Origin of the sequence: Streptomyces adelaidensis (genome assembly GCF_016598475.1) — a bacterium.
Classification (GTDB): Bacteria; Actinomycetota; Actinomycetes; order Streptomycetales; family Streptomycetaceae; genus Streptomyces; species Streptomyces adelaidensis.
Genome location: NZ_JAEMUX010000037.1, coordinates 42,523 through 67,093, shown reverse-complemented (window position 1 = coordinate 67,093; position 24,571 = coordinate 42,523). Strand labels below are relative to the sequence as shown.

Here is a 24,571-nt window from a genome sequence, read left to right as displayed (position 1 = left end):
CCGTACTCACCGCAGGAACGCGGCGGCGACGCCGGCGTCGACCGGGACGTGCAGACCGGTGGTGTGGGTCAGCTCCCCGCCCGTCAGGGCGAACACCGCGTTCGCCACGTGCTCGGGCAGCACCTCGCGCTTGAGGATGGTCCGCTGGGCGTAGAACTCGCCCAGCTTCTCCTCCTCGATCCCGTAGGTCGCCGCACGCTGGGCACCCCAGCCCGCCGCGAAGATCCCGGAGCCGCGTACGACACCGTCCGGGTTGACCCCGTTGACACGGATGCCGTGCTCACCCAGCTCGGCGGCCAGCAGCCGCACCTGGTGCGCCTGGTCGGCCTTGGTGGCGGAGTAGGCGATGTTGTTGGGCCCGGCGAAGACCGCGTTCTTCGAGGCGATGTAGACGATGTCGCCGCCCAGCCCCTGCGCGATCATCACCCGCGCGGCTTCTCGCGACACGAGGAACGAACCGCGCGCCATGATGTCGTGCTGGAGGTCCCAGTCCCTCGCCGTCGTCTCAAGCAGCGGCTTGGAGATGGAGATGCCCGCGTTGTTGACGACGAGATCCACACCGCCGAAGGCCAGCGCGGCGGCCTTGAAGGCGCCGGCGATCTGCTCCTCGTCCGTCACGTCAACGGTCACGGCCACGGCCTTGTCCGCCCCGCCCAGCTCCTCGGCGACGGCGGCGGCGTTCTCCGCGTCGAGATCGGCGACGACGACACACGCGCCTTCGGCGACCAGCCGATGCGCGATCGCCTTGCCGATCCCGCTCCCCGCACCCGTGACGAGCGCGACGCGCGTGGCGAGCGGCTTCGGCTTGGGCATCCGCTGAAGCTTGGCCTCCTCCAGCGCCCAGTACTCGATGCGGAACTTCTCCGACTCCTCGATCGGCGCGTACGTCGACACCGCCTCGGCGCCCCGCATCACGTTGATCGCGTTGACATAGAACTCGCCGGCCACCCGCGCGGTCTGCTTGTCCTTGCCGAAGCTGAACATGCCCACACCCGGGACCAGCACGATCGCCGGGTCGGCACCGCGCATCGCGGGGGAGTCGGGCTCGGCGTTCCGCCGGTAGTAGGCGGCGTACTCCTCCCGGTACTCGGCGTGCAGCTCCTTCAGCCGCGCGAGCGCCGAGTCCAGGTCGGCCGTGGGCGGCAGATCGAGAACGAGCGGCCGGACCTTCGTACGAAGGAAGTGGTCGGGGCAGGACGTGCCGAGCGCGGCGAGCCGCGGGTGCTCCGCACTGGCCAGGAAGTCGAGGACGACCTCCGCGTCGGTGAAGTGCCCGACCTGCGGCTTGTCCTGCGAGGCGATGGCCCGGATGTGCGGCGCCAGCACGGCTGCCCGCTCCCGGCGCTCCGAGGCCGCCAGGGCCGCGTATCCCTCGATGACCGGCCCGAACGGCTCCGCCTTCCCCCGCTCGACGAGGAACTCCTCGGCGGTACGGATGATCCGCAGCGAGTTCCGCTCGCACTCCTCGGCCGTGTCACCCCAGGCGGTGATCCCGTGCCCGCCCAGCACACACCCGATGGCCTGTGGGTTCTCCCGCTTGACCGCCGCGATGTCCAGCCCCAGCTGGAACCCCGGCCGCCGCCACGGCACCCACACCACACTGTCCCCGAAACACTCGGCGGTCAGCTTCTCCCCATCGGCCGCGCAGGCGAGCGCGATCCCGGAGTCCGGGTGCAGATGATCGACATGGGCCGCGTCCACGAGCCCGTGCATGGCCGTGTCGATCGACGGCGCAGCCCCGCCCTTGCCGTGCAGGCAGTAGTCGAACGCGGCGACCATCTCGTCCTCGCGCTCGACGCCCGGATACACCTCCACGAGCGCCCGCATCCGGTCCAGCCGCAGCGCCGCCAGCCCTGCCTCGGTCAGCGTGCCCAGGTCACCCCCGGACCCCTTCACCCACATCAGCTCGACGTCACCACCGGTCACGGGGTCCGTGTCGGTCCCCTTGGCGGACGTGTTGCCACCGGCGTAGTTGGTGTTCCGGGGATCGGCACCGAGCCGATGAGACCGGGCGAGAAGAGCGGCGGCTTCGGGATGGGTTGCCATGTGCGATCAATCCTTACGGTGACGTATGTACTAGGGGGACTGCGGCGCCCAAAGGGGCGCGGGGAACTGCGCGACCAGCCACAACCGGCCCGCAGCCTGCGACCGGCGGTTACCCGGCAGACGAGAGGCAGCAATCGGCTTCAGCCCAGCGCAGCGGTCACGCCCCCCAACCCGCCTGCTCTCCACCTACCCGCTCCTCAACGATCTTCGAGGCCCACCCGGACGCCCGGTACGCAGCCATCGGGTCGGGGTCCAGCCCCATCTCCTTGCGCACCTCACGAAGCAACGGCCGCACATCGGTGTTGTACGCGTCCATCACCACGGCGTTGGCCTCGAGCACATCCCCGGTCTGCTGAGCAACAGCAAGGGCCTCCCGGTCGACCAGCAGCGCCTTCGCCGTGGCCTCCTGCACATTCATCACCGACCGGATGATCGCCGGGATCTTCGCCTCGATGTTGTGGCACTGGTCGAGCATGAACGCGACCTCGGGAGTGAACCCGCCGCCCCGCACGACCTCGTACATGATCCGGAAGAGCTGGAACGGGTCGGCCGAGCCCACCATCAGGTCGTCGTCCGCGTAGAACCGGGAGTTGAAGTCGAACGCGCCGAGCTTCCCCTCCCGCAGCAGCGTCGCCACGATGAACTCGATGTTCGTCCCCGGCGCGTGATGCCCGGTGTCGACGACGACCTGCGCCTTCGGCCCGAGCTTCAGGCAGTGCGCGTAGGCCGTGCCCCAGTCCGGCACATCGGTGGAGTAGAAGGCCGGCTCGAAGAACTTGTACTCCAGCAGCATCCGCTGCTCGTCCCCGAGCCGCGCGTACACCTCGGCCAGCGCCTCGGCCAGCCGGTCCTGCCGGCCACGGATGTCGTCCTGGCCGGGATAGTTCGTACCGTCCGCGAACCACAGCTTCAGGTCCCGCGACCCGGTCGCGTCCATGATGTCGACGCACTCCAACAGGTGATCGACGGCCTTGCGCCGCACGGAGGCGTCCGGATGGCAGACGCTGCCCAGCTTGTAGTCGTCGTCCTGGAAGGTGTTGGAGTTGATCGCCCCGAGCTTCACACCCCGCTGCTCGGCGTGCTTGGAGAGGGCCGCGTAGTCCTCGACCTTGTCCCAGGGAATGTGCAGGGCGACCGTCGGGGCCACGCCGGTGAACTCGTGGACCTTGCCGGCGTCGTCCAGTTTCTCCCAGGGATTACGCGGAACACCCTCTTGGGCGAACACCTTGAAGCGGGTTCCGGAGTTTCCGTACGCCCACGACGGCGTCTCGACGGCCTGGGTCTTGAGAGCGGCCTTCACCGCGGCGAGCTCGGTCACGTCAGGGCTCCTACCGGCTTCGATGTCTGAAACGATTCAGAACGGGAAACTATGAGCGGCTCGCCGGACTGTCAACCCCTCTGGCCAATTACACCCGTCGTGACTTGCCTGTGACCTCTTCTATCGAAAAAATTTCGACCGAAACCCATTGACGTGACCTGCGTGTGGTGCCTAACGTCCCGGCAACCTAGTTGAAACCTTTCACGGCGCAGTGAGGCAGCTTCTTCGCTAGCCACCGACCGTCGTCGAGGAGCCCTCATGACCCACCCGTCCGACACGGGTCCGGCCCCCGTCCTCGCGCTACAGGGCATCTCCAAGTCCTTCGGCGCCGTACGCGCCCTGCGGGACGTGTCCTTCGAACTGTTCCCGGGCGAGGTGCACGCCATCGCCGGGGAGAACGGGGCAGGCAAGTCGACCCTGATCAAGACGCTCGCCGGGGTGCACCGACCGGACTCCGGTCAGGTGCTCCTCGACGGTGCCCCCACGGTCTTCCACGGCCCGGCCGACGCCCGGGACGCGGGCATCGCCGTGATCTACCAGGAGCCCACGCTCTTCCCCGACCTGTCGATCGCCGAGAACATCTTCATGGGCCGCCAGCCCCGGCGCGCCCTCGGTCGCATCGACCACAAGGCCACCCACGAGGCGACCCTCGCCCTGATGCAGCGGCTCGGAGTCGAACTCGACCCGGACCGTCCGGCGCGCGGCCTGTCCATCGCCGACCAGCAGATCGTCGAGATCGCCAAGGCGCTCTCCTTCGACGCCCGCGTCCTGATCATGGACGAGCCGACGGCGGCTCTCACCGGCAGCGAGGTGGCCCGGCTCTTCGGCGTCGTGCGCACCCTGCGCGAACAGGGCTCCGCCGTCCTCTTCATCTCCCACCGGCTGGAGGAGATCTTCCAGATCTGCCAGCGGGTCACCACCCTGCGCGACGGCGCCTGGATCTCCAGCGAGCCCGTCGACGGCATGACCGAGGACGACCTGGTCCGCCGCATGGTCGGCCGCGACCTCGACGAGCTGTACCCAAAGCAGGAGGTCGAACCCGGCGAGATCGCGCTCAGCGTGCGCCGGCTGACCCGTGAGGGAGTCTTCACCGACGTCTCCTTCGACGTCCGCCGCGGCGAGATCGTCGGCCTGGCCGGCCTCGTCGGAGCCGGCCGTACGGAGGTCGCGCGGGCCGTCTTCGGCATCGACCGCTGGGACGCGGGCGAGGTCGACGTGGACGGGAAGGCGCTCACGAACGGCGCCCCCTCCACCGCCATGACCGCCGGGCTCGCCCTGGTCCCCGAGGACCGCCGCGCCCAGGGCCTGGTGATGGACATGTCCATCGAGCGGAACATCGGCCTCACCGGACTCCGTACGACCGTCAAGGCGGGTCTCGTCGACCGCGGCGCCGAACGCAGCCGCTCCCTCGACTGGGCGGTCAAGCTCCAGGTGAAGTACGCCCGGATCGCCGACACCGTCAACACGCTGTCCGGCGGCAACCAGCAGAAGGTCGTCCTCGCCAAGTGGCTCGCCACCGGCCCCAAGGTGCTGATCGTCGACGAGCCCACCCGGGGCATCGACGTCGGTACCAAGGCCGAGGTGCACCGGCTGCTCAGCCGGCTGGCCGCCGACGGGGTGGCCGTGCTGATGATCTCCTCCGACCTGCCCGAGATCCTCGGTATGGCGGACCGCGTGCTCGTGATGCACGAGGGCCGGCTCACCGCCGAGATCCCTCGTTCCGAAGCCACCGAGGAATCCGTGATGGCCGCAGCCACCGGGAGGGCCGCCGCATGACGGTGACCACCCCTCAGAACACCCCCGTCACCGAGGTGCCCAAGTCCAGTGGCACCCGGCTGGTGGACCGCGTCTTCAAGATGCGCGAACTCGCCATCCTGGCCGTCTTCCTGGTGATGATCGTCGTCACCCAGCTGGGCAACAGCGAGTTCCTCACCGAGCAGGGCATCAAGGACCTGCTGCTCAACGCGACCATCCTGGTGCTGGTCGCCGTCGGACAGTCGCTGGTCGTCATCACCAGGAACGTCGACCTGTCGGTCGGCTCCACCCTCGGCATCAGCGCCTTCGCCGCCGGTACGTATCTCCAGGGCGGCGGGAACGCGGTCGTGGCCGTGGCCCTCGCGGTCCTGCTGGGCATCGGCTTCGGTCTGCTGAACGGACTGCTCGTCAGCCTCGGCCAGGTGCCCGCGCTCGTCGTCACCCTCGGCACGCTCTACATCATCCGGGGCATCGACTCGATCTGGGTCGGCTCCCGCCAGATCGTCGCCTCCGCCCTCCCGGACAGCTTCATCGACTTCGGCTCCAGCGGCATCTACGCGGTGCCGTGGCTGGCGTTGATCGCCCTGGCGGTGCTGGTGGCGACGGCGTACTACCTGAAGCACTTCGGCAGCGGGCGCGAGCTGTACGCGCTCGGCTCCAACCCGGAGGCGGCCCGCCTCGCCGGCATCCCGGTCCGCAAGCGGATCCTGATGGCGTACACCTTCTGCGGCGCCCTCGCCGGCCTCGCCGGAGCGCTGTACCTGGCCCGGTTCGGCAACGTCGACTCCAGCACGGGCAACGGCTACGAACTCACCGTCGTCAGCGCGGTGGTGGTCGGCGGTGTCGTCTTCACCGGCGGCTCCGGCAGCGTCTACGGCGCGGCGCTCGGCGCCCTGCTGCTGACCTCCATCAACAGCGTGCTGCCCGCCCTCGGCGTCAGCTCGGTGTGGGTGCTCGCGATCAACGGCATCCTGCTCATCCTCGCCATCGCCGTGGACCGCGTGGTCGCGCTGCGGGTGGCGACCGCCCTGAAGAAGAGGAACGCCCGCCATGGCTGACCTGTCACTGTCGCGCGCGATTCGCTGGGACACGGTCGTCGGCGCCCTCCTCATCGTCGTGCTCCTGCTGTCCTTCACCACCGTCGACGGCTTCGGGAACGCGCTCAACCTGTCCTTCCTCATCGGCAACACCCTGCCGATCGCGATGATCGCCCTGCCGATGACCCTCCTCGTGGTGGCCGGCGAGATCGACCTGTCGGTGGCCTCCACCGCAGGCCTGTCCGGCGCGGTCATGGGCGCCCTGTGGAACCAGGGCCTGACCATCGAGGCGATCATCCCGATCTGCCTGCTGCTCGGCGTGGTCTGCGGACTGATCAACGGCCTGCTGGTCACCCGGCTCGGCCTGCCCTCCCTCGCCGTCACCATCGGCACCCTCGCCGCCTACCGGGGCATCGCACAGATCGTGCTCGGCTCCGACGCGGTGACCGACTTCCCCACCCAGTACCTGGACTTCGCGGCCGGCCGCATCGGCGACAGCTTCGTCCCGCAGGCATTCATCCCCTTCCTGGTACTGCTCGTCATCGCCGTGGTCGCCCTGCACCTCACCCCCTTCGGGCGCGCCCTCTACGCGACCGGCGCCAGTGAGGAAGCCGCGCGCTTCGCCGGCATCCGGGTCAAGCGGCAGAAGCTGATCCTGTTCACGGTGACCGGCCTGATGGCCTCCCTCACCGGCATCTTCTGGGCGCTGCACTACGCCAGCGCCCGCTTCGACAACGCGACGGGCCTCGAACTCTCGGTGGTGGCCGCCGTGTTGCTCGGCGGCATCGACTTCGACGGCGGCAAGGGCACACTCGGCGGCGCGATCGCCGGCGTGTTCCTGCTCGGCACCCTGCAGAACGTGATGAGCCTGCAGGACGTCTCCGCCCAGTCGCAGATCGTCGTCACCGGTGTCCTGCTCGTTCTCTCCGTGCTAGGCCCCCGGGTCGCACGCCAGATCTCCGTCGCGAGGGCCGGCCGCAGGGCAGCCTCAGCGCCGGTGCCAAAGGCGCCCACTCCAGTCTCCTGAACAGCTGGGCCCCCCACCGCCGACCTCGTACCCGCACACCCGCCCGTCACTCCGTACCGAAGGACCTCTCATGCGCAAGGCAACCCTCCGTCGCTCCTGTGCGGCACTGGCCGCCGTCACCTCGTTCGCCCTCGCCGCCACGGCCTGCGGCGGCACCACCAAGGAGGACGTCAAGGACGGCGCCGCCTCGGCCGCCGCGACCGGCAAGGCCGACCCGAACGCCGAGCTGAAGAAGGGCCTGACCGTCGGCTTCCTGCCGAAGCAGGTCAACAACCCGTACTTCACCTCCGCCGACAAGGGCGGCGAGGCGGCCCTCAAGGAGCTGGGCTCCAGCTACAAGGAGGTCGGCCCGTCCAGCGCCACGGACACCTCCGGCCAGGTCTCCTACGTCAACACGCTGACCCAGCAGCAGGTCGACGCGATGGCCGTCTCCGCTCAGGACCCGGGTGCCCTGTGCACCGCGCTCAAGCAGGCCATGAGCAACGACATCAAGGTCGTCACCTACGACTCGGACACCAAGCCCGAGTGCCGCAACGCCTTCGTCTCGCAGGCCAGCGCCGAGGACCTGGGCCGCACCGAGGTCCAGCTGCTCGCCGAGCAGATCGGCTACAAGGGCGAGATCGCGGTCCTGTCCGCCGCGCAGACGGCGACGAACCAGAACACCTGGATCGACTTCATGAAGGACGAGCTGACCGACCCGAAGTACAAGGACATCAAGCTCGTCAAGGTCGCGTACGGCAACGACGACGCCCAGCAGTCCTTCCAGCAGACCCAGGGCCTGCTCCAGGAGTACCCGAACCTGAAGGGCATCATCTCCCCGACCACGGTCGGCATCAAGGCGGCCGCCCAGTACCTGTCGGGCTCCAAGTACAAGGGCAAGGTCAAGCTGACCGGCCTCGGCACCCCGAACGACATGCGCAAGTACGTCAAGAACGGCACCGTCGACGCGTTCGAGCTGTGGGACCCGTCGAAGCTCGGCGAGCTGGCCGCCCGTACCTCCGTGGCGCTGGTCTCCGGCCAGATCACCGGCAAGGAGGGTGAGACCTTCACCGCCGGCTCCATGGGCGAGTACACCATCGGCAAGGACGGCGTCATCAGCCTCGGCAAGCCGACCGTGTTCAACAAGGACAACATCGACAAGTTCGACTTCTAGTCGCCGGTTCCTTCAACTCCCCGCTAAGGAGCGGTACTTCATGCAGCGCGTCTGTTTCCTGCTCAAGGTCCGACAGGACCGGATCGACGAGTACCGCGAGCGGCACGCCGCCGTGTGGCCGGAGATGCTCGCAGCTCTCTCGGCCACCGGCTGGCACAACTACTCCCTCTTCCTGCGTGACGACGGCCTGCTCGTCGGCTATCTGGAGACCGAGGACTTCCCGGCCGCACTCGCCGGCATGGAGGCCGCCGAGGTCAACGCCCGCTGGCAGAAGGAGATGGCGCCGTTCTTCGAGTCCCTCGACGGCGCCCGGCCCGACGAGGCCATGAAGCCCCTCACCGAGGTGTTCCACCTCGCCTGACCCCCCACGTCGCAGCACCCCCTCCCCCTCCCCACCTCGTTCGACAATGGAGTCCCCGAGATGAAGAGACGTACGCTGCTCGGCGCCGCACTAGCCGGCGCCGTGGTGACCCCCGCCCTCGGCGCGACCAGCGCCCGGGCCGCCGACCCGGGCCCGTCCGTCAGCCAGACCGGCAACACCCTGCTCGACAGCCAGGCCATCTTCTTCGTGTCCTACGACGGCCTGGTCAACAACAACTCGTTCCAGAAGAACGGCCTGCTGACCTACAAGGGCTACCAGTACGCCGTCTGGTACACCGCCGACCGCAACGCCGTCGTCGGCCGCCGCGTCCTCGGCTCCAGTACCTGGTCCACCGTCAAGGTCGGCCACACGCTGCGCTACAACGACTCCCACAACGTCATCTCGATGGGCGTCTCCAAGGTCGACGGCCGCCTCCACCTCAACATGGACTCGCACAGCGACGGCTTCACCTACGTCAAGTCGGTCGCCGGCCTCATGGACAACCCGGCCGGGCTCAGCTGGACCACGAGCCGCTTCGGCGCCCCCCAGTCGACGCTCGACGGGCTCGCCCTCACCTCGCAGTTCACCTACCCGCAGTTCGTCTCGATGCCCGACGGCAAGCTCCAGCTGAGCTACCGCGTCGGTATCTCGGGCAACGGCCGCAACGCCATCGCCGAGTACAACGGCACCTCCTGGACCAACCTCGGCGAGTGGACCAGCTCCACCGGCACGTACACCAGCGAGCACGGCTCCAGCACCGTCCGCAACATGTACCTGCACGGCATCGACTACGACCGCAACGGGCGGCTGCACGCCATGTTCACCTGGCGCGAGCAGAACGGCGCCGTGATGTGCAACGGCGGCGGCATCACCAACCACGACACCGGCTACGTCTACTCGGACGACCTGGGCCGCACCTGGCGCAACAACGCGGGCGCCGTCGTCGGCACCACCGGCGGCTCCGACAAGGTCGCCGTCACCGACACGGGCCTCGTCGTGGACGCGCTCAACCCGGACCACTCCCTGATGAACCAGGAGAGCCAGTGGACCGACTCGGCCGGCCGGCCGCACGCCATCATCAGCTACGTCCCCGGCCGCTTCGGCCAGTGCACGACGAACTACGTCGCCAACCGCACGGCCAACGGACGCGCCTTCCTCGTCCGCAAGAGCTCCTCCGGTGCCTGGGCGAAGACCGAGATACCGGTGCCGCTGAACTCCAGCCAGCGCACCAAGCTGGTCATGGACAAGTACAACAACGCCTACGCGATCTTCCCGTTCGGCCGGATCGCCGGCGCCTCGGCGGCCTCCGGTCACACCGACTGGACGATCCTGTACGACGGCTCGGGCCTCAACGCCTTCGGCGAGGTCGTGTTCGACGAGAGCCGGATCGCCCAGGACAATGTCCTGTCCGTGATGTACCAGGTGAAGTCCACCGGTACGACCCCGTCGGCGCTCCGCGTCGTCGACTTCGCCCTGCCCGCCTGATTCCCGTACGAGGGATACGTTCCCGTGCCTGACCGGGCCGTTCACACGGCGGCCCCGACGGTAATGTGAACGTATGCCCGCCGCTCCGTACCTTCCTGGAGGTCCCCGTCCGATGTCGCAGCCGGTGGGTATCAAGGACGTCGCCGCCGCCGCCGGAGTCTCCGTCGGCACGGTGTCCAACGTCATCAACCGGCCGGACTCGGTGGCCTCCGGGACCCGGGCCCGTGTGCTGGCCGCGATCGACCGCCTCGGCTATGTCCGCAGCGAGTCGGCGCGCCAGCTGCGGGCCGGGCGGAGCCGGATCATGGGGCTGCTCGTGCTCGACATGGGCAACCCCTTCTTCGTCGACGTCGCGCGCGGTGCCGAGCGGGCCGCGCGCGACGCCGGGCTCGGCGTGATGGTCTGCAACAGCGCGCAGAGCGCGGGCGAGGAGGCCGACTACCTCTCGCTCTTCGCCGAACAGCGGGTGCGCGGTGTGCTGCTGACGCCCGCCGACGCCACCGGACGCAACATCGCGGCGTTCCGCCGCCACGGCATCCCCTTCGTCCTCGTAGACCGGGTCGCCGAGGGCACCACCGAGTGCTCGGTATCCGTCGACGACGTCGCGGGCGGCGCACTCGCCGTGCGGCATCTGATCGACGCCGGCCACCGCTCCATCGCGTACGTCAGCGGCCCGGCGGGTCTCAACCAGGTCCGCGACCGCCGTACGGGCGCCCTGAGCGCCCTGCACGAGGCGGGACTCGGCGCCGAGGCCCTGCGCGAACTGCCCACCGAGCGCCTCGACGTGGCCGCCGGCCGCGACGCGGGCGCCCGCCTCCTCGGCCTCGCCGACCGCCCCACCGCCGTCTTCTGCGCCAACGACCTGCTCGCCCTCGGCGTCCTCCAGGCCATGTACGCGGCCGGCGTGAGCGTCCCGGACGACCTCGCCATCGTCGGCTACGACGACATCGAGTTCGCCGCCGCGGCCGCCGTCCCCCTCACCTCCGTACGGCAGCCCGCCGTCACCATGGGCGCGCTCGCCGCCGAACTGCTCCTGGAGGAGACCGAGGCCGAGACCGCGCCCACCCCGCACGAACACCGGCGCGTCGTCCTCCAGCCGGAGCTGGTGGTGCGGCGCTCCAGCCTCGCGTCGCGCCGAGCGGCGGTTCAGTAGCCGCCGAGCGCCGGGGCCGGCGTACTGATCGGGCGGTCAGCGAGAATTCTTGATCCACGGGGCTCGGCCGGGCGAAGAATCTGTGCTGGACTGGACCACGGCCTGGAATCCGTTCCGTTCAAGGAGCCCTGTTGTCCGTCAGCTACCGGCAGCCCGGAGTCGTCCTCACCGACCGCCGCTTCGCCGTCCCCCTCGACCACGGCGACCCGGCGGGGGAGCGGATCGAGCTCTACGCCCGTGAGGTCGTCGCGAGCGACAAGGCGGACGCCGAACTGCCCTGGCTGGTCTATCTGCAGGGCGGCCCCGGCTTCGGAGCGAATCGTTTCGTCGGCCGTGAGGCCTGGCTGGAGCGGGCCCTGAAGGAGTACCGGGTCCTGCTCCTGGACCAGCGCGGCACCGGCGCCTCCACGCCCGCCAACCGCCAGAGCCTCCCGCTGCGCGGCGGCCCCCGCGAACAGGCCGACTGCCTCGCCCACTTCCGCGCCGACTCCATCGTCCGCGACTGCGAGGCCATCCGCCCCGAGGTCACCGGCGGCGCCCCCTGGGCCGTCCTCGGCCAGAGTTTCGGCGGCTTCTGCGCGGTCACCTACCTGTCCATCGCGCCCGAGGGCCTGAGCACCGCCGTCATCACCGGCGGACTGCCGACCCTGGACGGCCACGCCGACGACGTCTACCGCGCCGCCTACCCGCGCGTCGAACGCAAGGTCGCCGCCCACTACGCGCGCTACCCGCAGGACGTCGAGCGGGCCCGCCGGATCGCCGAACACCTCCTCGAACACGAGCCCGTCCCGCACAACGGTCACCGGCTCACCGTCGAGGCCTTCCAGTCCCTGGGTATCCTTCTCGGCCGGAGCGACGGCAGCCACCGGCTGCACTTCCTGCTGGAGGACGCCTTCGTCCGCACCCCGCGGGGCCCCGCCCTCTCCGACGCCTTCCAGGAGCAGGTCCAGGGACTGCTCTCCTTCGCCGGGCATCCGCTCTACGCCCTCGTCCACGAGGCCTGCTACGGCCGGGGCGAGCGCCCCACCGCCTGGTCCGCCGAACGGGTGCGTGGGGAGTTCCCGCAGTTCGACGCCGCCAAGACCCTCACCGGGGACGGGCCCATCCTGTTCACCGGCGAGTCCATCCATCCCTGGACCTTCGACACCGACCCGGCCCTGCGCCCCCTGCGCGACACCGCCGAGGAACTGGCCGTCCGCACCGGCTGGGCACCCCTGTACGACCCGGCCCGCCTCGCCGCCAACGAGGTCCCGGTCGCCGCCGCGATCTACCACGACGACATGTACGTCGACACCGCCGACTCGCTCCGCACGGCCCGCTCGATCCGGGGCCTGCGCACCTGGGTGACGGACGAGTTCGAGCACGACGGAGTACGGGCCGGCGGGCCGCGCGTGCTGGACCGGCTGCTGGCGCTGACGCGCGACGAGGAGTGAGCGACGGCCCGTTGATGTCAGTGCCCGGGGTTAGTGTGCGGAAATGACCGATTCCCAGCTCGACCGGCTCGCCCCCATGCCCGAGGACTGGCGGCGCGCCCTCGCCGTGGTGGCCCACCCCGACGACCTCGAATACGGCTGCTCGGCGGCGATCGCCGCCTGGACCGACGCAGGCCGCGAGGTCGCGTACGTCCTGGCGACCCGTGGCGAAGCCGGCATCGACACCCTGCCGCCCGCCGAGTGCGGCCCGCTGCGCGAGCGTGAACAGCGGGCGAGTGCGGCCGTCGTCGGCGTGTCGGAGGTCGAGTTCCTCGACCACGAGGACGGCGTCATCGAGTACGGCATCGCGCTGCGCCGGGACATCGCGGCCGCCATCCGCAGACACCGCCCCGAGCTGCTCATCACGCTCAACCACCGCGACACCTGGGGCGGAGTCGTCTGGAACACCCCCGACCACGTCGCCGTGGGCCGCGCCACGCTCGACGCCGCCGGTGACGCCGGGAACCGCTGGATCTTTCCCGAGCTCGTCGAGCAGGGCCTGCCGCCCTGGGACGGCGTCCGCTGGGTCGCGGTCGCCGGTTCCTCGACCCCCACCCACGCCGTCGACGCGACCCCCGGCCTCGACCGCGCGGTCGCCTCCCTGCTCGAACACCGCACCTACCTGGAGGTGTTGACCAAGGAGGACCCCGAGACGTACGTGCGGGAGTTCCTCACCGGTCACACGCGGAGCACGGGGGAGCGGTTCGGCGGGCGGCCGGCCGTGGCGTTCGAGGTGTTCGCCCGGTGACCGGCGCGCGGGGCGGGCCGGGCGCGGTGCGCCTCGAGCCGTGGTCGGAGGACGACTTCTGGCTGCTCCGGCGGATCAACAGCCCCCGGATGACGGAGCACCTGGGCGGCCCGGAGACCCGGGAGGAACTCACCGCGCGGCACCGCCGCTATCTCGAAGTGGCCGCCGGGCGGATGTACCGGATCACGCTGGCCGGCACCGGCGAGAGCGTCGGCTCGATCGGCTACTGGGAGCACATCTGGCGGGGCGAGACCGTATGGGAGACCGGCTGGGGGGTGCTGCCCGAGTTCCAGGGCCGGGGCCTCGCCGCGCGGGCCGCCCGCGCGGTCGCCGACGTGGCGCGGGACACGCGCACGCACCGGTATCTGCACGCGCTGCCCCGGGTGGCGAACACCGCGTCGAACGCGGTGTGCCGCAAGGCCGGGTTCACCCTGCTCGGCGAGGTCTGCGTGGAGTACCCGAAGGGCCACTGGAGCATGTCGAACGACTGGCGGCTGGAGCTGGGCCGGGAGTGACGGCGGGGCTGACAGTGGGGCGGACGGCTGGGCTCAGGCGGCCAGCGCCTGGGTGAGCCCGCGCAGCGGGGCGACGACGCTGCCGTCCGGCAGGAGTTCGCCGGTGTCGTCGAAGACGACGGTGCCGTTGCACAGGAGGCTCCAGCCCTGCTCGGGATGGGCGGAGACGATCACGGCGGTGTGGTGGTCGGAGCGGTCGGCGGTGGGGCAGGCGGGCCGGTGGGTGCACATGATGTCTCCTCAGGGGATGCGTCCGAGGTGTCCACCTCAGTGGTAGCAGTGCTTGTTTTCGGTTGTATGAGAGACCCCTCCAGCCCTGAAAACTCATCGGTGAGTTCTCGTTATGGTGAACCGTATGGAACAAAGATCCGATGGCGTCCCCACCCCGCGCGACCTGCTCGACCTGAGTGACCTGCGGGCGGACTGCGGCAGTTGCTTCGGACTGTGCTGTGTGGCGCTGCCCTTCACCGCCTCGGCGGACTTCGCCGTCGACAAGGCGGCCGGCAAGGCGTGCGGGAACCTCGGGGACGACTTCCGGTGCGGGATCCACACCCGGCTCAGGGGCGAGGGCTTCACCGGCTGTACGGTCTACGACTGCTTCGGCGCCGGACAGCGGGTCTCCCAGGTCACCTTCGGCGGCCGGGACTGGCGTAGCGGAGGCCCCGAGCACGCCCGGCGGATGTCCGACGTGTTCCCGGTCGTCCGCCAACTCCATGAGCTGCTCTGGTACCTGACCGAGGCGCTGACCCTCGCCGCGGCCCGCTCGCTGCACGCCGGCCTGCGCCGGGCACTGGCCGAGAGCGAGCGGCTCGCCGCACAGACGGCCGAGGAGCTGGCGGCGACCGATGTCGGCGCGCACCGCCGGCAGGTCAACGAACTGCTGCTGAAGACCAGTGAACTCATGCGGGCCGGCGCCGGACGCAAGCGGAACCGCCGGGGCGCCGACCTCATCGGCGCCCGCCTCGAAGGAGCCGACCTGCGCAAGGCCGACCTCCGTGGCGCCTACCTCATAGCCGCCGACCTGACCGGTGCCGATCTGCGCGGCGCCGACCTGATAGGCGCGGACCTCCGCGACACCGACCTCACCGACGCGGACCTGACCGGCGCCTTCTTCCTCACCCAGCCCCAGGTCAACGCGGCACGCGGCAGCGCCGGAACCCGCCTGCCGGCCTCAGTCACCCGCCCCGGTCACTGGACAGCCTGACGGCGACGACGACACCTGCGGGGCTTCGGCATCGGCACCCGCGCCACCCACCCGCCGGTCCACGTTCAGCCGCAGCCCGTCCGGCATCAGGGTCAGCCGCTCGGCCACCCGCAGCCGGTACGCCGGGTCCGGCCGCAGCTCGTAGCGGCGCAGGAGCAGCCCCAGGACCAGCGTGGCCTCGTGCAGGGCGAACTGGCGGCCGATGCAGGCCCGCGCACCCGTGCCGAACGGCTTGAACGTGTGCGGGGGCCGGGCGCGTACGGCCGCCGCGTCGAAGCGGTCCGGGTCGAACCGTTCGGCGTCCGCGCCCCACACCTCCGGGTCCCGGTGCAGCATCGCCGTCAGCACCAGCGCCCACGCGCCCCGCCGCATCGGATGGACACCGCCCAGCACGGTGTCCTCGCGGGCCTCCCGGGAGAACGCGGGCGCCGTCGGCCACAGCCGCAGCGCCTCGTCGAGCACCCGGCGCACATACCGCAGCCTGGCCACCTGTTCGTATCCGGGCCGCGAGGTGTCACCCCACACCTGGTCCACCTCGGCGCGGGCGCGGTCGGCCAGGTCCGGGTGCTGGGCCAGGTAGTGCAGGGCGAAGGAGAGGGCGCCCGACGTGGTCTCGTGGCCCGCGACCAGGAAGGTGATGACCTGCCGGCGGACGTTCTCGGCGGACAGCCGCTCCCCGGTCTCCGGATGCGCCGTCTCCAGCATCCGATCGAGCAGGTCACCACCACCACCGCTGCCACCGGACGACCGGCGCGCCCGCACCACCGCGTCGACGGTGTCGTTCAGGTACGCCATGTCCGCCTGGTTGTGCCGTGTGGCGCTCCGCAGCAGTAGCGGGGCCAGCGGGTCGGGGACGACATTGCGGCGCTGCGCGAACGTCAGGGTGCCCACCATCGCGGCGACGAAGGGGTGCGGCCGGGTGCGCCCGAAGGAGCCGAAGTCGTGGCCGAAGCCGGTGCGGGCGATCGTCTCCAGGGTCAGCTTGGTCATGTCGCCGGGCACGTCCACGGCCCTGCCCGCCGCGCCCGCCGCGTCCCAGTGCTCCGTCAGCCGCTCGGCGACGTCGAGCATCACCGGGTGGTAGCCGGCCATGGCCTCCCGGCTGAAGCCCGGCGCCAATACGTCGTGCGCGAGCTGCCAGTTGGGCTCGTGGTTGTACGCGGTGAAGAGCCCGTCCCCGGCCACCGGCCGCAGATTGGCGACGCCGAGGCCCACATGCTTGGCGAACCGCGCCTCGTCCGCCATCTCGGCCGCGAGCCCGGCACCGCCCACGAACACGATCTCCTTGCCGAACGCCTTGCGCCGGAAGATCGGCCCGAGCCGCCGCCCGAGGCGCAGCGAGTCCTGGATCGGGGCCCGGGGGTTGCTGCCGAGCGCGTCGCCGACGACGGGGAGCCGGTACGGCGGGTGCGGGATGCGGTGCAGCTCGGGCCAGCCCAGCTCGGCGCTGCGGAAACCCCTGACAGCCGTGGCCCCTGTCGTCGCCGTCATGACCACGTCTCCCTAGTGCGCACGCCACCGCACGGCATCGCGCGCCACGTCGAAGCTGTTGTACTCGGGTTCAATAACGCGCTCAGTCTCATCCCGTTGTTGAACCCGCGTCAAGTAAGGTGCCGCCATGGCAGCCAAGCAGGGGGAGCGCCCGCGTCGTCGGCTCAGTACCGAGGAACGCCGGGAGCAACTCCTCGCGGTCGGGGCCCGGCTGTTCTCGGAGAGCCCGTACGACGACGTGTGGATCGAGCAGGTCGCCGAGATCGCCGGCGTCTCACGGGGCCTGCTCTACCACTACTTCCCGAACAAACGGGACTTCTTCGCGGCCGTCGTGCGGCGCGAGAGCGAGCGGATGCTGCGGACGATGGCCCCCGCCCCCGGCCGGTCGGCGCGCGAGCGACTGGCCAACGGACTCGACGTGTTCCTCGTGTACGTCGAGGAACACGCCCACGGCTTCCGGGCCTTCCATCGCGCCGACGCCACCGGCGACCAGGCCGTCCGCAAGGTCTACCAACGCGCCCTGGCCGCACAGGAGGCACAGGTCCTCGCGGCGCTGGCGTCGGACGCCGAGTTCGCGGCGGCGCTCGACCGCCGGACGGAGATGCGGCTCGCCGTGCGCGGGTGGCTGTCCTTCACGACAGCGGTCTGTCTGGAGTGGCTGAGGGGTTCGGAGCTGACCCGGGAACAGGTGCGGGACCTGTGTGTACGGGCGCTTTTCGGGGTGCTCGCTCCCTGATCCGGTTCGCGGCGGCGAACAGGAAGTTCACAGACCGACGGGTGGTGGTTGGCGTACGCCCCGATCTTCGATAGGTTAGGCAAGGCTTACCTAAGGGAGGTTTGGGATGGGTGACCGTCACAGCTGGACGGCCGCGCCCGCCGCGGCGGAGCGTGCCCGCTCGGTGCTCGCGGCGGCGTGGTCCTGCGCGGTGACCGCCGACGGCGGCCGCGAGGAGTTCGTCGGCGCGCACACCGTCACGGAGGACGGCCGGGTGATCCTGTGCGTTCCCGAGGACAGTACGCTCGTGGCCGCCGCGATCTGTGCACCGCGCGGCGAGCCGTCCGCGGTGCTGGAGTTCGCCGATGTCGCGCCGGTGCCCGTGCGCAACCGTATCCGGGCCCGGCTCTGGCTCGCCGGTTGGTTCACGCCCAAGGATGGCGACCTGGAGTTCCACGCCACCCGCATCGTGCTGCGCGAGCCGTCCGGCGCGGTCGTGGTCGATCTCGACGAGTTCGCCGCCGCCGCGCCCGATCCGCTGGCCACGGCCGAGTCCGGGCTGCTGACGCACCTCGCGGACGCACACCCCGACGCCGTGGAGCGCCTCACCCGGCTCGTTCCGCACGACAGCCTGCACGGCGCCGTACGCGTCCAGCCGCTCGCCGTCGACCGGCACGGTCTGACCCTGCGCATCGAGCGGGCCCGCAGCAACGGAGACGTACGCCTGACGTTCCACAAGCCCGCCGACACCATGGCGCAGCTCACCGAACGCATGCACAGCCTGCTCTCCCAGGCCGGCACCGCGTCCTGCCCGCGAGCTCTACAGCGGCAGCGCACAGACGGCGACGGGTGACGCGAACGGCTCGCCCGCGAGCCGCAGTCCACCGGCCTCGGCGTCGACCCGGAAGACGCTGACCGCGCTCGACCGCTGAAGGGAGGCGAACAGCAGGCTGCCGTCCGGCGAGAGGGCGATCTGGCGCGGGAAGTCCCCGCCGACCGGCACGGTGTCCAGCAGCTTCAGCCGGGCGCCGTCGGCCTCGACCGCGTAGCGCGTCAGGCTGTCGTGCCCCCGGTTGGCGAGATACGCGTACGAGCCGTTCGGCGTCACCACCAGCTGCGCCGGATAGTTCGTGCCCGAGCCCGTGCCGGTGGACTGCGGGTCGCCCGGCGTGAGCCGCCCGCTGCCGGGGTCGTAGGCGCAGACCACGACCGTGTTGTCGGTCTCGTTCGCGAGATAGGCGTACCGGCCGCCGGGATGGAAGGTGAGCTGCCGGGGTCCCGCGCCCGACCGGGTCCGCGCCCGGGAGACCTCGGCGAGCGTGCCCCGGGACTCGTCCAGACGGTAGGTGTACACCGTGTCGTTGCCCAGGTCGACGGCGAGGACATGCCCGCCGTCGGGGCTCGTGACGATCTGGTGCGCGTGCGGTCCCTCCTGGCCCGGGCCCGGCGCCGGGCTGCGGTGCACGACCAGATCCGTGCGCTCGCCCAGCGCACCCGACTCCTCGACGGGGTGCACGGCGACGCTGCCCGTTCCGTAGTTCGTGCTCAGCAGCCACCGTCCGCTCGGATGCACGGACAGATGGCAGGGCGCCTCCCCGCCGGTGCTCCGGGTGCCGAGGACCTTCCGGTCGGACAGCCGTACGGCGGTCACCCCGCCCTCCGTGCGCTCGTTCACGGCGTACAGCGTCCGGCCGTCCGGGTGCACGGCGAGGTACGACGGGTCGCCGACGCCGGTGATCGTCCCCTTGCCCGTGATCCCGCCACTCCGGGCGTCGTACGTGGCCACGCCGATGCCGGTGCCGCCGCCCTCGGCCGATGTGTAGGTGCCGAGGAAGAGCGGCTGGGGGCCGGTGGGAGCGGGGGAGGGCGAGGCCGACTCGGCCCCTGTGTCCGCCCCCGCCTCAGCCTCCTGTGACGGTGCCGTCGGGGTCGAGGCGTTCCGCGCGGGGGAGGACGAGGCGGGCCCGGCCGCCTGCTCGGAGTCGGAGCAGCCCACCAGGGACGCCGGTACGGCCGTCGCCGCCAGCATCCCCAGGACACGGCGCCTGCTCCAGCCGCCTCGGTCCCCTGCCGCCTCATTCGTCATTCGTGCACCTCGGGTGTCGCTCGTCTCGGCCTCACTCACCTTGACGGGTACGAGCGGCTCGGCGCAAAACACGGCGGCGGACGTCGCGCGCCATGCAACGCCCGCCGCCGGGATCCTGGGGCGGCTACCAGTCGCCGTCCTGGATCGGCCGGCCCGGTGCGTCACCGAGCGGCTTGACCTGGCCGGGGGCCGGCTGCTGCCACGGGTCGAGGTCGTCGCCGAGCCAGTCGCCGACCGGCTTCACCGTGCCGAGGGCGTCGGCCGGGCCGAGATCCTGGGCATCCTGGTCGTAGTAGTCGAACCAGGGGAGCCCTGCCCGCGTGTAGGCCGCGCGGTCCACCGGCGACGGCGGCGGGGCCTCGCCGGTGATCCGGCGCCACTCCGGCGGCGTGACGAGATGCACGAAGATCCGGCCGGCCGGCTGCTCGGCCCAGCTGCCGCGCGGCCAGTTGTCCTTGTAGACCTCCTGGCGCATCGAGCCGCCGACACCGAGCCCCATCGCGGCGGGCGCCCGGGGCGGGGCCGCGGCAGCGCGAGCCGCCGGGGCCGCGCCCGGCGCCGCCATGGGGTACGCGGCACCCTGCGGCATCGGCCCGCCGCCCGGCGCCGGAGGCATCGGCGCGCCGCTCGACGGGGGCGGCATCGGTGCCGCACCCGGCGGCACCGGGACCGGGCCGCCGTAGCCGCCGTACCCACCGACCGGGCCCATCTTCCGCTCCCGCTCGACGCGCGCCCGCTCGTTCGCCCGCCACCCGGCGAGCTGCTGGTCGTTCAGCGGGAACGACTGCAACTGGACCCCGCCGAACACCTCCTCGCCGGTGACCTGGCCCTCGACCGTGGCACCCAGCCCGAGCGGGACGGCCACGAACTGGCGGACCGTGCCTTTGCCGGAGTTGATGCCGTCGAGCCACGGCTGACGCGGGAGCACGACATAGTTCTGGGGGTCACGGATGAGCGTGCCGCTCCACGGCTTGCCCGACACCGCGCACACCTTGCCGACGCCGACCTGGAGCGCGGCCGGTTCCCTGCTGCCGCCGAAGTGCAGCCACATCGCCTCACGCAGATACACGGGAAGCATCACACCGCCACGCGCCCGCATCTCCTCCGGAGCGGTGTTCGGGTAGTCCTCGACCCGGCGGATCGGGAAGTCGCCCAGACCCGGCGGGAGTTGGTGCGTGCCCGACTCGGGCAGGCGCAGGGTGCGCTTGAAGCGCACCTGCACACCACCCGGCAGATGGAGTGTGGTCCCGTCGATCCGCACGGCGCCTTCGGCCATTCCGTACGCTCCCCTCGATATCGCGTTGTGCCTTGTCAGTCAGTACGTCCACCGAGGCCGGACCGGTTCCGCCGGAGGGGGCGCGGGATGTGCACGCGCTCGCGGAGGCGCGTGAGCCGGGGGGAGCGCTCGCGCTGTTCGCGAGTGCAGCGGTCGAGCTCCTCCAGCAGCCGCTGGGAACGGTGCTCGGTGTCCAGCTCGTCCAGGATGCGGTTGACCTCCGTCAGCACGGCACCGTGCAGCTGCCACTGCCGGGCGTCGCGCTGGACCTCTTCGAGGAGCAGCTGGGCCAGCTTGTCGCGGGTCGCGGTGGCCGTGGACAGCTCGGCGGCGAGCCGGGCCTCCGCGGACTCGGCGCTGCGGCTGACATCGGTGGTCACGAGCACCGCGAAACTGACCACCGCGTCACCGATCTCGGCGAGGAGCCTTTCGACGGCCGCCCCCACCTGGGCGGAGAGCAGCGGGCTCGGCTCCCGCTCCCGGGCGAGATCGGTGAGGGTGCGGGCCAGCACCCGCAGGACCACCGTGCAGATCTCCAGCGTGTCCAGGCCGGTGCGCAGCACGACCCGGTGCAGCAGACCCTCCCGCACGCGTGGATTGAGCTTGAGGCTCTCCTCGGCCTGCTTGAGGGCCGCGTCCACCTCGACGATGTCGAAGTCGAGCCTCCGGGCCTCGTCGAGCCGGGCCTCCGCGGCCTCCACGGGGGTGCGGCCCGAGGCCTCCTCGCCGACGCGGATCATCAGCCGCCGCATCCGGCGGGCCAGGTCCTCGATGGAGTCGCCGGCCGCCTCGACCCACACCGGGGGAACGAGCAGGAAGTTGAAGGCGAGGCCGACGACCGCGCCGATCAGCGTCTCCACGACCCGCGCCCATGCCGTGTCCCCGACCCTGGTCACGCCGAGCACCAGCATCGCGCTGATCGCCACCTCGGGCACGAACTCGCTGACCCGCACCAGATGCCCGACCGCGAGCGAGGCGAGGATCAGCAGGGCGAGGCTCCACCAGGTGAGGCCCACCAGGACACTGAAGCCGATGGCGATGACGACGCCGGCGACCACCGAGTTCACCCGGCGGATACCGGTGGTGAGGGTGGCGTAGAGCGTGACCTGCACGACGAGGAGCGCGGTCAGCGGAGCCGTCAGGGGCGCCGCCTCCGAGCTGACCTGCAGCGCCACCACATAGGCCACCGTGGCGGCCGCCGCCGACCGCACCGACTGCACGATCACCGGATCCTGCCGCCACTTCACGACCCACGTGCCGACCTGGGCCCACACACCACGTACGTCTCGCATCCTTGGGCTGTTCCCCTTACGCCGCGCACCGAACTCCTGAGCGAGGACCCTAACCCCCCGCCGGTTCCGCGGGAGGTGGGGGGAACCCCCACCGGGGGACCGGTGGTCCACCGGATGGCGGGCGACCGCTCCGGACGAAAGCCTTGGATCATGCACTGGCCTCGAACCGCACGCGCACTGACCCTGTTCGTCCGCCTCGGTGTCGTGGCGGCCGGAACCCCGGCCCAGGCCGCGCCGACGACCGGGAGCTCCACCACCTCGGCGGCGACCGACGACCCCATAGCCCCCGTGGTCGCGGCCCTCGACCGCGCGGCGCACCCGCTGCACACGGTGGAAGCGGGCGGCGACAGACCTGCGACCTGCGACCTGCGTCCGCTCGACCGCATGATCGGCGACGCACGCGTCGTCGGCCTCGGCGAGGCCATGCACGGTTCGCACGACTTCTTCGCCCTGAAGCACCGCGTCTTCCGCCACCTCGTCGAGGAGAAGGGCTTTTTGCCCCTTCGCCCTGGAGGCCCCGTGGAGCACCGGCCTGCTCCTCGCACGACGACGTCGTGCACGGCGAGGCCGACCCGCGGCGCATCATGCGCGACGAGTTCCAGACACCTACCTGTGGTGGAACAACACCGAACTACGACGTCCTGGTCCACCTCCACGAGGTCGAGGCGGCACGGCTACGGGACCAGGAAACGCCCGGTGAAGCCCCCCCGCCCCCGCACTCCCCCCGGCCCTCTCAGTCGTAGAGCTTCGCCAGGAACGCGGACAGGTTGCCCACCGTCCGGGCGATCTGTTCCTCCGTCGTGAGACTCTCCTCGAACCGGCTTCCCGCGTCGAGCGCCTTCCTGCCCCGCACATACAGCGAGCACGCCAGGTCGGCACACATGTACACCCCCACCGAGTTCCCCTCCCGCCCGGCCGCCCCCGCCTTGCGGGCCGTCATCAGCGACACGCCGCTGCCCCGATGCGTCGTCAGACACAGCGAACACATGCTGCGATGCAGAAAGCCACGCTGCGCGGAGGGGAACCGCAGGGTGATCCCCAGGGTCCGGCCGGCGTGCTCGGTGACGAGATAGCTGCGGTCGGGCGCCCCCGGGTCCCGCCAGCCGAGGAAGTCCAGGTCGTCCCACGGACGTTGCTGCAGGTCACGCGGCAGCGAGATCCGCTTCGCCTCGCCCTTCGAGCAGTTGACGAACGAACTGCGGATGTCCTGCTCGGTGAGCGGCTTCATGGTGGTTCCTCCGGTGGGGGCACGATGGTCAAAACCTAGGAGTACTAGGTAGATGGCTAAGCTACTCAGTATTCTGGAAGGAGGCCAATGGATTTCATGGGACGGGGTGTCTCCTCCGCCGACACGGCCGTATTCGAGGTGGGGGTCCACCTGGCAGAGTGGGCCCACACGGCCGCGCGGGACGAGGGGGACGGGTATGGACGACTGGGAGCGGGCGCGGCTCGCCCTCGTGGCGGCGGGGTTGCCGCCCGAGAGTCTGGCCGAGCGGCTGCCGCTCGCCGGCGGCACGTACAACGCGGTCGAGGAACTGCGCCTCACCGACGGCACCCGGCTCGTCCTCAAGATCCCCCCGCCGTCCACCACGCCCGGCCTGGCCTACGAGAGTGAACTCCTCGGCGCCGAGGCCGAGTTCTGCCGGGCCGCCGCGACCGTCGGCGTCCCCGCGCCACAGGTGGCCGGAGTCGTCCTCGACGACACCGCGCCGACGGGCCGCCTTCTGCTGCTCACCTTCTGCCCGGGCGGCGGATGGGACGGGCAGGGGCCCGGCCAGGAGGCCTCGCTGCGCCGGGAGTTGGGCGGCCTGGTGGCCCGGCTCCACCAGGTGACCGGCCCCGGCTTCGGCTACCCGTCCGGCACGTTCGGCCCCCTCACCGCCGACTGGCGCACCGCCTTCACCGCCATGTACGACGGTGTCCTCGCCGACGCCCGCCGCTACCGGGCCTGGCTGCCCCGCTCCGTGGAGGAGGTGGCCCGTACGGCGAAGTCCGCGTACGACGCCCTCGACGAGGTGACTGTCCCGCGTCTGGTCCACTTCGATCTGTGGCCGGGCAACATCCTCGTCGAGGCGGAGGCGGGGGAGTCGCCCCGGGTCGGCGGTCTGATCGACGGCGAGCGCATGTTCTGGGGCGATCCCGTCGCGGACTTCGTCTCGTTGGCGCTGCTGGGCGACATCCAGCAGGACGCCGACTTCCTGAGGGGCTATCAAGCGGCGGGCGGGGAACTGGAATTCACCCCGTCGGTCCGTCGGCGCTATGCCCTCTACCGCAGCTACCTCTACCTGATCATGCTGGTCGAGACGGTGCCGCGCGGCCTGGACGACGGGCACGTCGCGTGGCGGCGGGAGACGGTGGCGCCGCGGCTGACGGCGGCCCTGGACGAGCTGGGCGATCTCTCCTGACGGAGTACCTGGACGGGACACCTGGTTTGAGT

Annotated in this window: 22 protein-coding genes; 14 read left to right on the top strand and 8 right to left on the bottom strand. The window is 71.0% G+C overall.

The window, feature by feature from the left end; all coding sequences use genetic code 11:
* Window positions 1–6: 6 nt before the first annotated feature.
* Both I8N67_RS22000 and rhaI read right to left on the bottom strand, forming a co-directional pair.
* Complete coding sequence (locus I8N67_RS22000; protein ID WP_200304884.1) at window positions 7–2,046, bottom strand: bifunctional aldolase/short-chain dehydrogenase; 2,040 nt, start codon at window positions 2,044–2,046, stop codon at window positions 7–9.
* Between the two features lie 157 nt (window positions 2,047–2,203).
* Complete coding sequence (gene rhaI / locus I8N67_RS21995) at window positions 2,204–3,364, bottom strand: L-rhamnose isomerase (protein WP_200304883.1); 1,161 nt, start codon at window positions 3,362–3,364, stop codon at window positions 2,204–2,206.
* A gap of 258 nt (window positions 3,365–3,622) precedes the next feature.
* Here rhaI and I8N67_RS21990 point away from each other — a divergent pair, with 258 nt between their 5' ends.
* From I8N67_RS21990 to I8N67_RS21945, 10 genes are all read left to right on the top strand, one after another.
* Complete coding sequence (locus I8N67_RS21990) at window positions 3,623–5,140, top strand: sugar ABC transporter ATP-binding protein (RefSeq protein WP_200304882.1); 1,518 nt, start codon at window positions 3,623–3,625, stop codon at window positions 5,138–5,140.
* Complete coding sequence (locus tag I8N67_RS21985; RefSeq protein ID WP_200304881.1) at window positions 5,137–6,177, top strand: ABC transporter permease; 1,041 nt, start codon at window positions 5,137–5,139, stop codon at window positions 6,175–6,177. The genes I8N67_RS21990 and I8N67_RS21985 overlap by 4 nt, the downstream gene beginning before the upstream one ends.
* Complete coding sequence (locus tag I8N67_RS21980) at window positions 6,170–7,183, top strand: ABC transporter permease (protein ID WP_200304880.1); 1,014 nt, start codon at window positions 6,170–6,172, stop codon at window positions 7,181–7,183. Before I8N67_RS21985 ends, I8N67_RS21980 begins: the two co-directional genes overlap by 8 nt.
* 70 nt (window positions 7,184–7,253) lie before the next feature.
* Window positions 7,254–8,336, top strand: coding sequence for a rhamnose ABC transporter substrate-binding protein (gene rhaS, locus I8N67_RS21975; protein ID WP_200304879.1), 1,083 nt, complete (start codon window positions 7,254–7,256; stop codon window positions 8,334–8,336).
* A 40-nt stretch (window positions 8,337–8,376) separates the two neighbouring features.
* Window positions 8,377–8,697 carry an L-rhamnose mutarotase gene (locus I8N67_RS21970; RefSeq protein ID WP_200304878.1) on the top strand — a complete coding sequence of 107 codons (321 nt, stop codon included), beginning with the start codon at window positions 8,377–8,379 and terminating at the stop codon, window positions 8,695–8,697.
* A gap of 60 nt (window positions 8,698–8,757) precedes the next feature.
* A complete protein-coding gene (locus tag I8N67_RS21965; RefSeq protein ID WP_200304877.1) occupies window positions 8,758–10,182 on the top strand; it encodes a BNR repeat-containing protein in 1,425 nt (474 codons plus the stop codon).
* Window positions 10,183–10,294: 112 nt separating this feature from the next.
* Window positions 10,295–11,335 (top strand): LacI family DNA-binding transcriptional regulator, encoded by a 1,041-nt coding sequence (locus I8N67_RS21960; protein ID WP_200304876.1) that lies wholly within the window; start codon window positions 10,295–10,297, stop codon window positions 11,333–11,335.
* A 131-nt stretch (window positions 11,336–11,466) separates the two neighbouring features.
* Complete coding sequence (locus I8N67_RS21955) at window positions 11,467–12,768, top strand: alpha/beta fold hydrolase (protein ID WP_200304875.1); 1,302 nt, start codon at window positions 11,467–11,469, stop codon at window positions 12,766–12,768.
* 43 nt (window positions 12,769–12,811) lie between these two features.
* Entirely contained in the window at window positions 12,812–13,555 is a 744-nt protein-coding gene (locus I8N67_RS21950) for a PIG-L deacetylase family protein (protein WP_200304874.1), read from the top strand.
* A complete protein-coding gene (locus I8N67_RS21945) occupies window positions 13,552–14,070 on the top strand; it encodes a GNAT family N-acetyltransferase (RefSeq protein WP_200304873.1) in 519 nt (172 codons plus the stop codon). Before I8N67_RS21950 ends, I8N67_RS21945 begins: the two co-directional genes overlap by 4 nt.
* Before the next feature lie 33 nt (window positions 14,071–14,103).
* Here the strand turns inward: I8N67_RS21945 and I8N67_RS21940 are convergent, their stop codons facing one another.
* Complete coding sequence (locus tag I8N67_RS21940; RefSeq protein ID WP_200304872.1) at window positions 14,104–14,301, bottom strand: DUF5999 family protein; 198 nt, start codon at window positions 14,299–14,301, stop codon at window positions 14,104–14,106.
* 124 nt (window positions 14,302–14,425) lie between these two features.
* On the opposite strand from I8N67_RS21940, the gene I8N67_RS21935 reads away from it, so the two are divergent.
* Complete coding sequence (locus tag I8N67_RS21935; RefSeq protein WP_200304871.1) at window positions 14,426–15,274, top strand: pentapeptide repeat-containing protein; 849 nt, start codon at window positions 14,426–14,428, stop codon at window positions 15,272–15,274.
* Here the strand turns inward: I8N67_RS21935 and I8N67_RS21930 are convergent.
* Window positions 15,242–16,765, bottom strand: a complete 1,524-nt coding sequence (locus I8N67_RS21930) for a cytochrome P450 (RefSeq protein WP_200304870.1) — start codon at window positions 16,763–16,765, stop codon at window positions 15,242–15,244. The two genes, I8N67_RS21935 and I8N67_RS21930, sit on opposite strands and share 33 nt — an antisense overlap.
* Window positions 16,766–16,892: 127 nt before the next feature.
* Here I8N67_RS21930 and I8N67_RS21925 point away from each other — a divergent pair, with 127 nt between their 5' ends.
* The gene (locus I8N67_RS21925; RefSeq protein WP_200304869.1) at window positions 16,893–17,501 is read left to right on the top strand and encodes a TetR/AcrR family transcriptional regulator; all 609 of its coding nucleotides are present in this window, start codon (window positions 16,893–16,895) and stop codon (window positions 17,499–17,501) included.
* Window positions 17,502–17,607: 106 nt separating this feature from the next.
* Window positions 17,608–18,333 (top strand): DUF2470 domain-containing protein, encoded by a 726-nt coding sequence (locus I8N67_RS21920; protein ID WP_200304868.1) that lies wholly within the window; start codon window positions 17,608–17,610, stop codon window positions 18,331–18,333.
* Here the strand turns inward: I8N67_RS21920 and I8N67_RS21915 are convergent.
* From I8N67_RS21915 to I8N67_RS21900, 4 genes are all read right to left on the bottom strand, one after another.
* On the bottom strand, window positions 18,301–19,566 hold the full coding sequence (locus tag I8N67_RS21915; RefSeq protein WP_200304867.1) for a lactonase family protein: 1,266 nt from the start codon (window positions 19,564–19,566) through the stop codon (window positions 18,301–18,303). The genes I8N67_RS21920 and I8N67_RS21915 overlap by 33 nt on opposite strands.
* Window positions 19,567–19,690: 124 nt before the next feature.
* On the bottom strand, window positions 19,691–20,842 hold the full coding sequence (locus I8N67_RS21910) for a hypothetical protein (RefSeq protein ID WP_200304866.1): 1,152 nt from the start codon (window positions 20,840–20,842) through the stop codon (window positions 19,691–19,693).
* Window positions 20,843–20,877: 35 nt separating this feature from the next.
* Complete coding sequence (locus I8N67_RS21905; RefSeq protein ID WP_200304865.1) at window positions 20,878–22,134, bottom strand: FUSC family protein; 1,257 nt, start codon at window positions 22,132–22,134, stop codon at window positions 20,878–20,880.
* A 733-nt stretch (window positions 22,135–22,867) separates the two neighbouring features.
* Window positions 22,868–23,362: an FBP domain-containing protein gene (locus I8N67_RS21900; RefSeq protein ID WP_200304864.1), complete on the bottom strand. Its 495-nt coding sequence runs from the start codon at window positions 23,360–23,362 to the stop codon at window positions 22,868–22,870.
* Window positions 23,363–23,558: 196 nt separating this feature from the next.
* Here I8N67_RS21900 and I8N67_RS21895 point away from each other — a divergent pair, with 196 nt between their 5' ends.
* Entirely contained in the window at window positions 23,559–24,539 is a 981-nt protein-coding gene (locus tag I8N67_RS21895; RefSeq protein WP_200304863.1) for a phosphotransferase family protein, read from the top strand.
* Window positions 24,540–24,571: the final 32 nt, after the last annotated feature.

What these genes read in the sequence shown, in the direction of transcription:
- I8N67_RS22000 (WP_200304884.1), bottom strand. Translation starts at nt 2,046, where the DNA reads ATGGCAACCCATCCCGAAGCCGCCGCTCTTCTCGCCCGGTCTCATCGG.
- I8N67_RS21990 (WP_200304882.1), top strand. Translation starts at nt 3,623, where the DNA reads ATGACCCACCCGTCCGACACGGGTCCGGCCCCCGTCCTCGCGCTACAG.
- I8N67_RS21985 (WP_200304881.1), top strand. Translation starts at nt 5,137, where the DNA reads ATGACGGTGACCACCCCTCAGAACACCCCCGTCACCGAGGTGCCCAAG.
- I8N67_RS21980 (WP_200304880.1), top strand. Translation starts at nt 6,170, where the DNA reads ATGGCTGACCTGTCACTGTCGCGCGCGATTCGCTGGGACACGGTCGTC.
- rhaS (WP_200304879.1), top strand. Translation starts at nt 7,254, where the DNA reads ATGCGCAAGGCAACCCTCCGTCGCTCCTGTGCGGCACTGGCCGCCGTC.
- I8N67_RS21970 (WP_200304878.1), top strand. Translation starts at nt 8,377, where the DNA reads ATGCAGCGCGTCTGTTTCCTGCTCAAGGTCCGACAGGACCGGATCGAC.
- I8N67_RS21965 (WP_200304877.1), top strand. Translation starts at nt 8,758, where the DNA reads ATGAAGAGACGTACGCTGCTCGGCGCCGCACTAGCCGGCGCCGTGGTG.
- I8N67_RS21960 (WP_200304876.1), top strand. Translation starts at nt 10,295, where the DNA reads ATGTCGCAGCCGGTGGGTATCAAGGACGTCGCCGCCGCCGCCGGAGTC.
- I8N67_RS21950 (WP_200304874.1), top strand. Translation starts at nt 12,812, where the DNA reads ATGACCGATTCCCAGCTCGACCGGCTCGCCCCCATGCCCGAGGACTGG.
- I8N67_RS21940 (WP_200304872.1), bottom strand. Translation starts at nt 14,301, where the DNA reads ATGTGCACCCACCGGCCCGCCTGCCCCACCGCCGACCGCTCCGACCAC.
- I8N67_RS21935 (WP_200304871.1), top strand. Translation starts at nt 14,426, where the DNA reads ATGGAACAAAGATCCGATGGCGTCCCCACCCCGCGCGACCTGCTCGAC.
- I8N67_RS21930 (WP_200304870.1), bottom strand. Translation starts at nt 16,765, where the DNA reads ATGACGGCGACGACAGGGGCCACGGCTGTCAGGGGTTTCCGCAGCGCC.
- I8N67_RS21925 (WP_200304869.1), top strand. Translation starts at nt 16,893, where the DNA reads ATGGCAGCCAAGCAGGGGGAGCGCCCGCGTCGTCGGCTCAGTACCGAG.
- I8N67_RS21920 (WP_200304868.1), top strand. Translation starts at nt 17,608, where the DNA reads ATGGGTGACCGTCACAGCTGGACGGCCGCGCCCGCCGCGGCGGAGCGT.
- I8N67_RS21915 (WP_200304867.1), bottom strand. Translation starts at nt 19,566, where the DNA reads ATGACGAATGAGGCGGCAGGGGACCGAGGCGGCTGGAGCAGGCGCCGT.
- I8N67_RS21910 (WP_200304866.1), bottom strand. Translation starts at nt 20,842, where the DNA reads ATGGCCGAAGGCGCCGTGCGGATCGACGGGACCACACTCCATCTGCCG.
- I8N67_RS21905 (WP_200304865.1), bottom strand. Translation starts at nt 22,134, where the DNA reads ATGCGAGACGTACGTGGTGTGTGGGCCCAGGTCGGCACGTGGGTCGTG.
- I8N67_RS21900 (WP_200304864.1), bottom strand. Translation starts at nt 23,362, where the DNA reads ATGAAGCCGCTCACCGAGCAGGACATCCGCAGTTCGTTCGTCAACTGC.
- I8N67_RS21895 (WP_200304863.1), top strand. Translation starts at nt 23,559, where the DNA reads ATGGACGACTGGGAGCGGGCGCGGCTCGCCCTCGTGGCGGCGGGGTTG.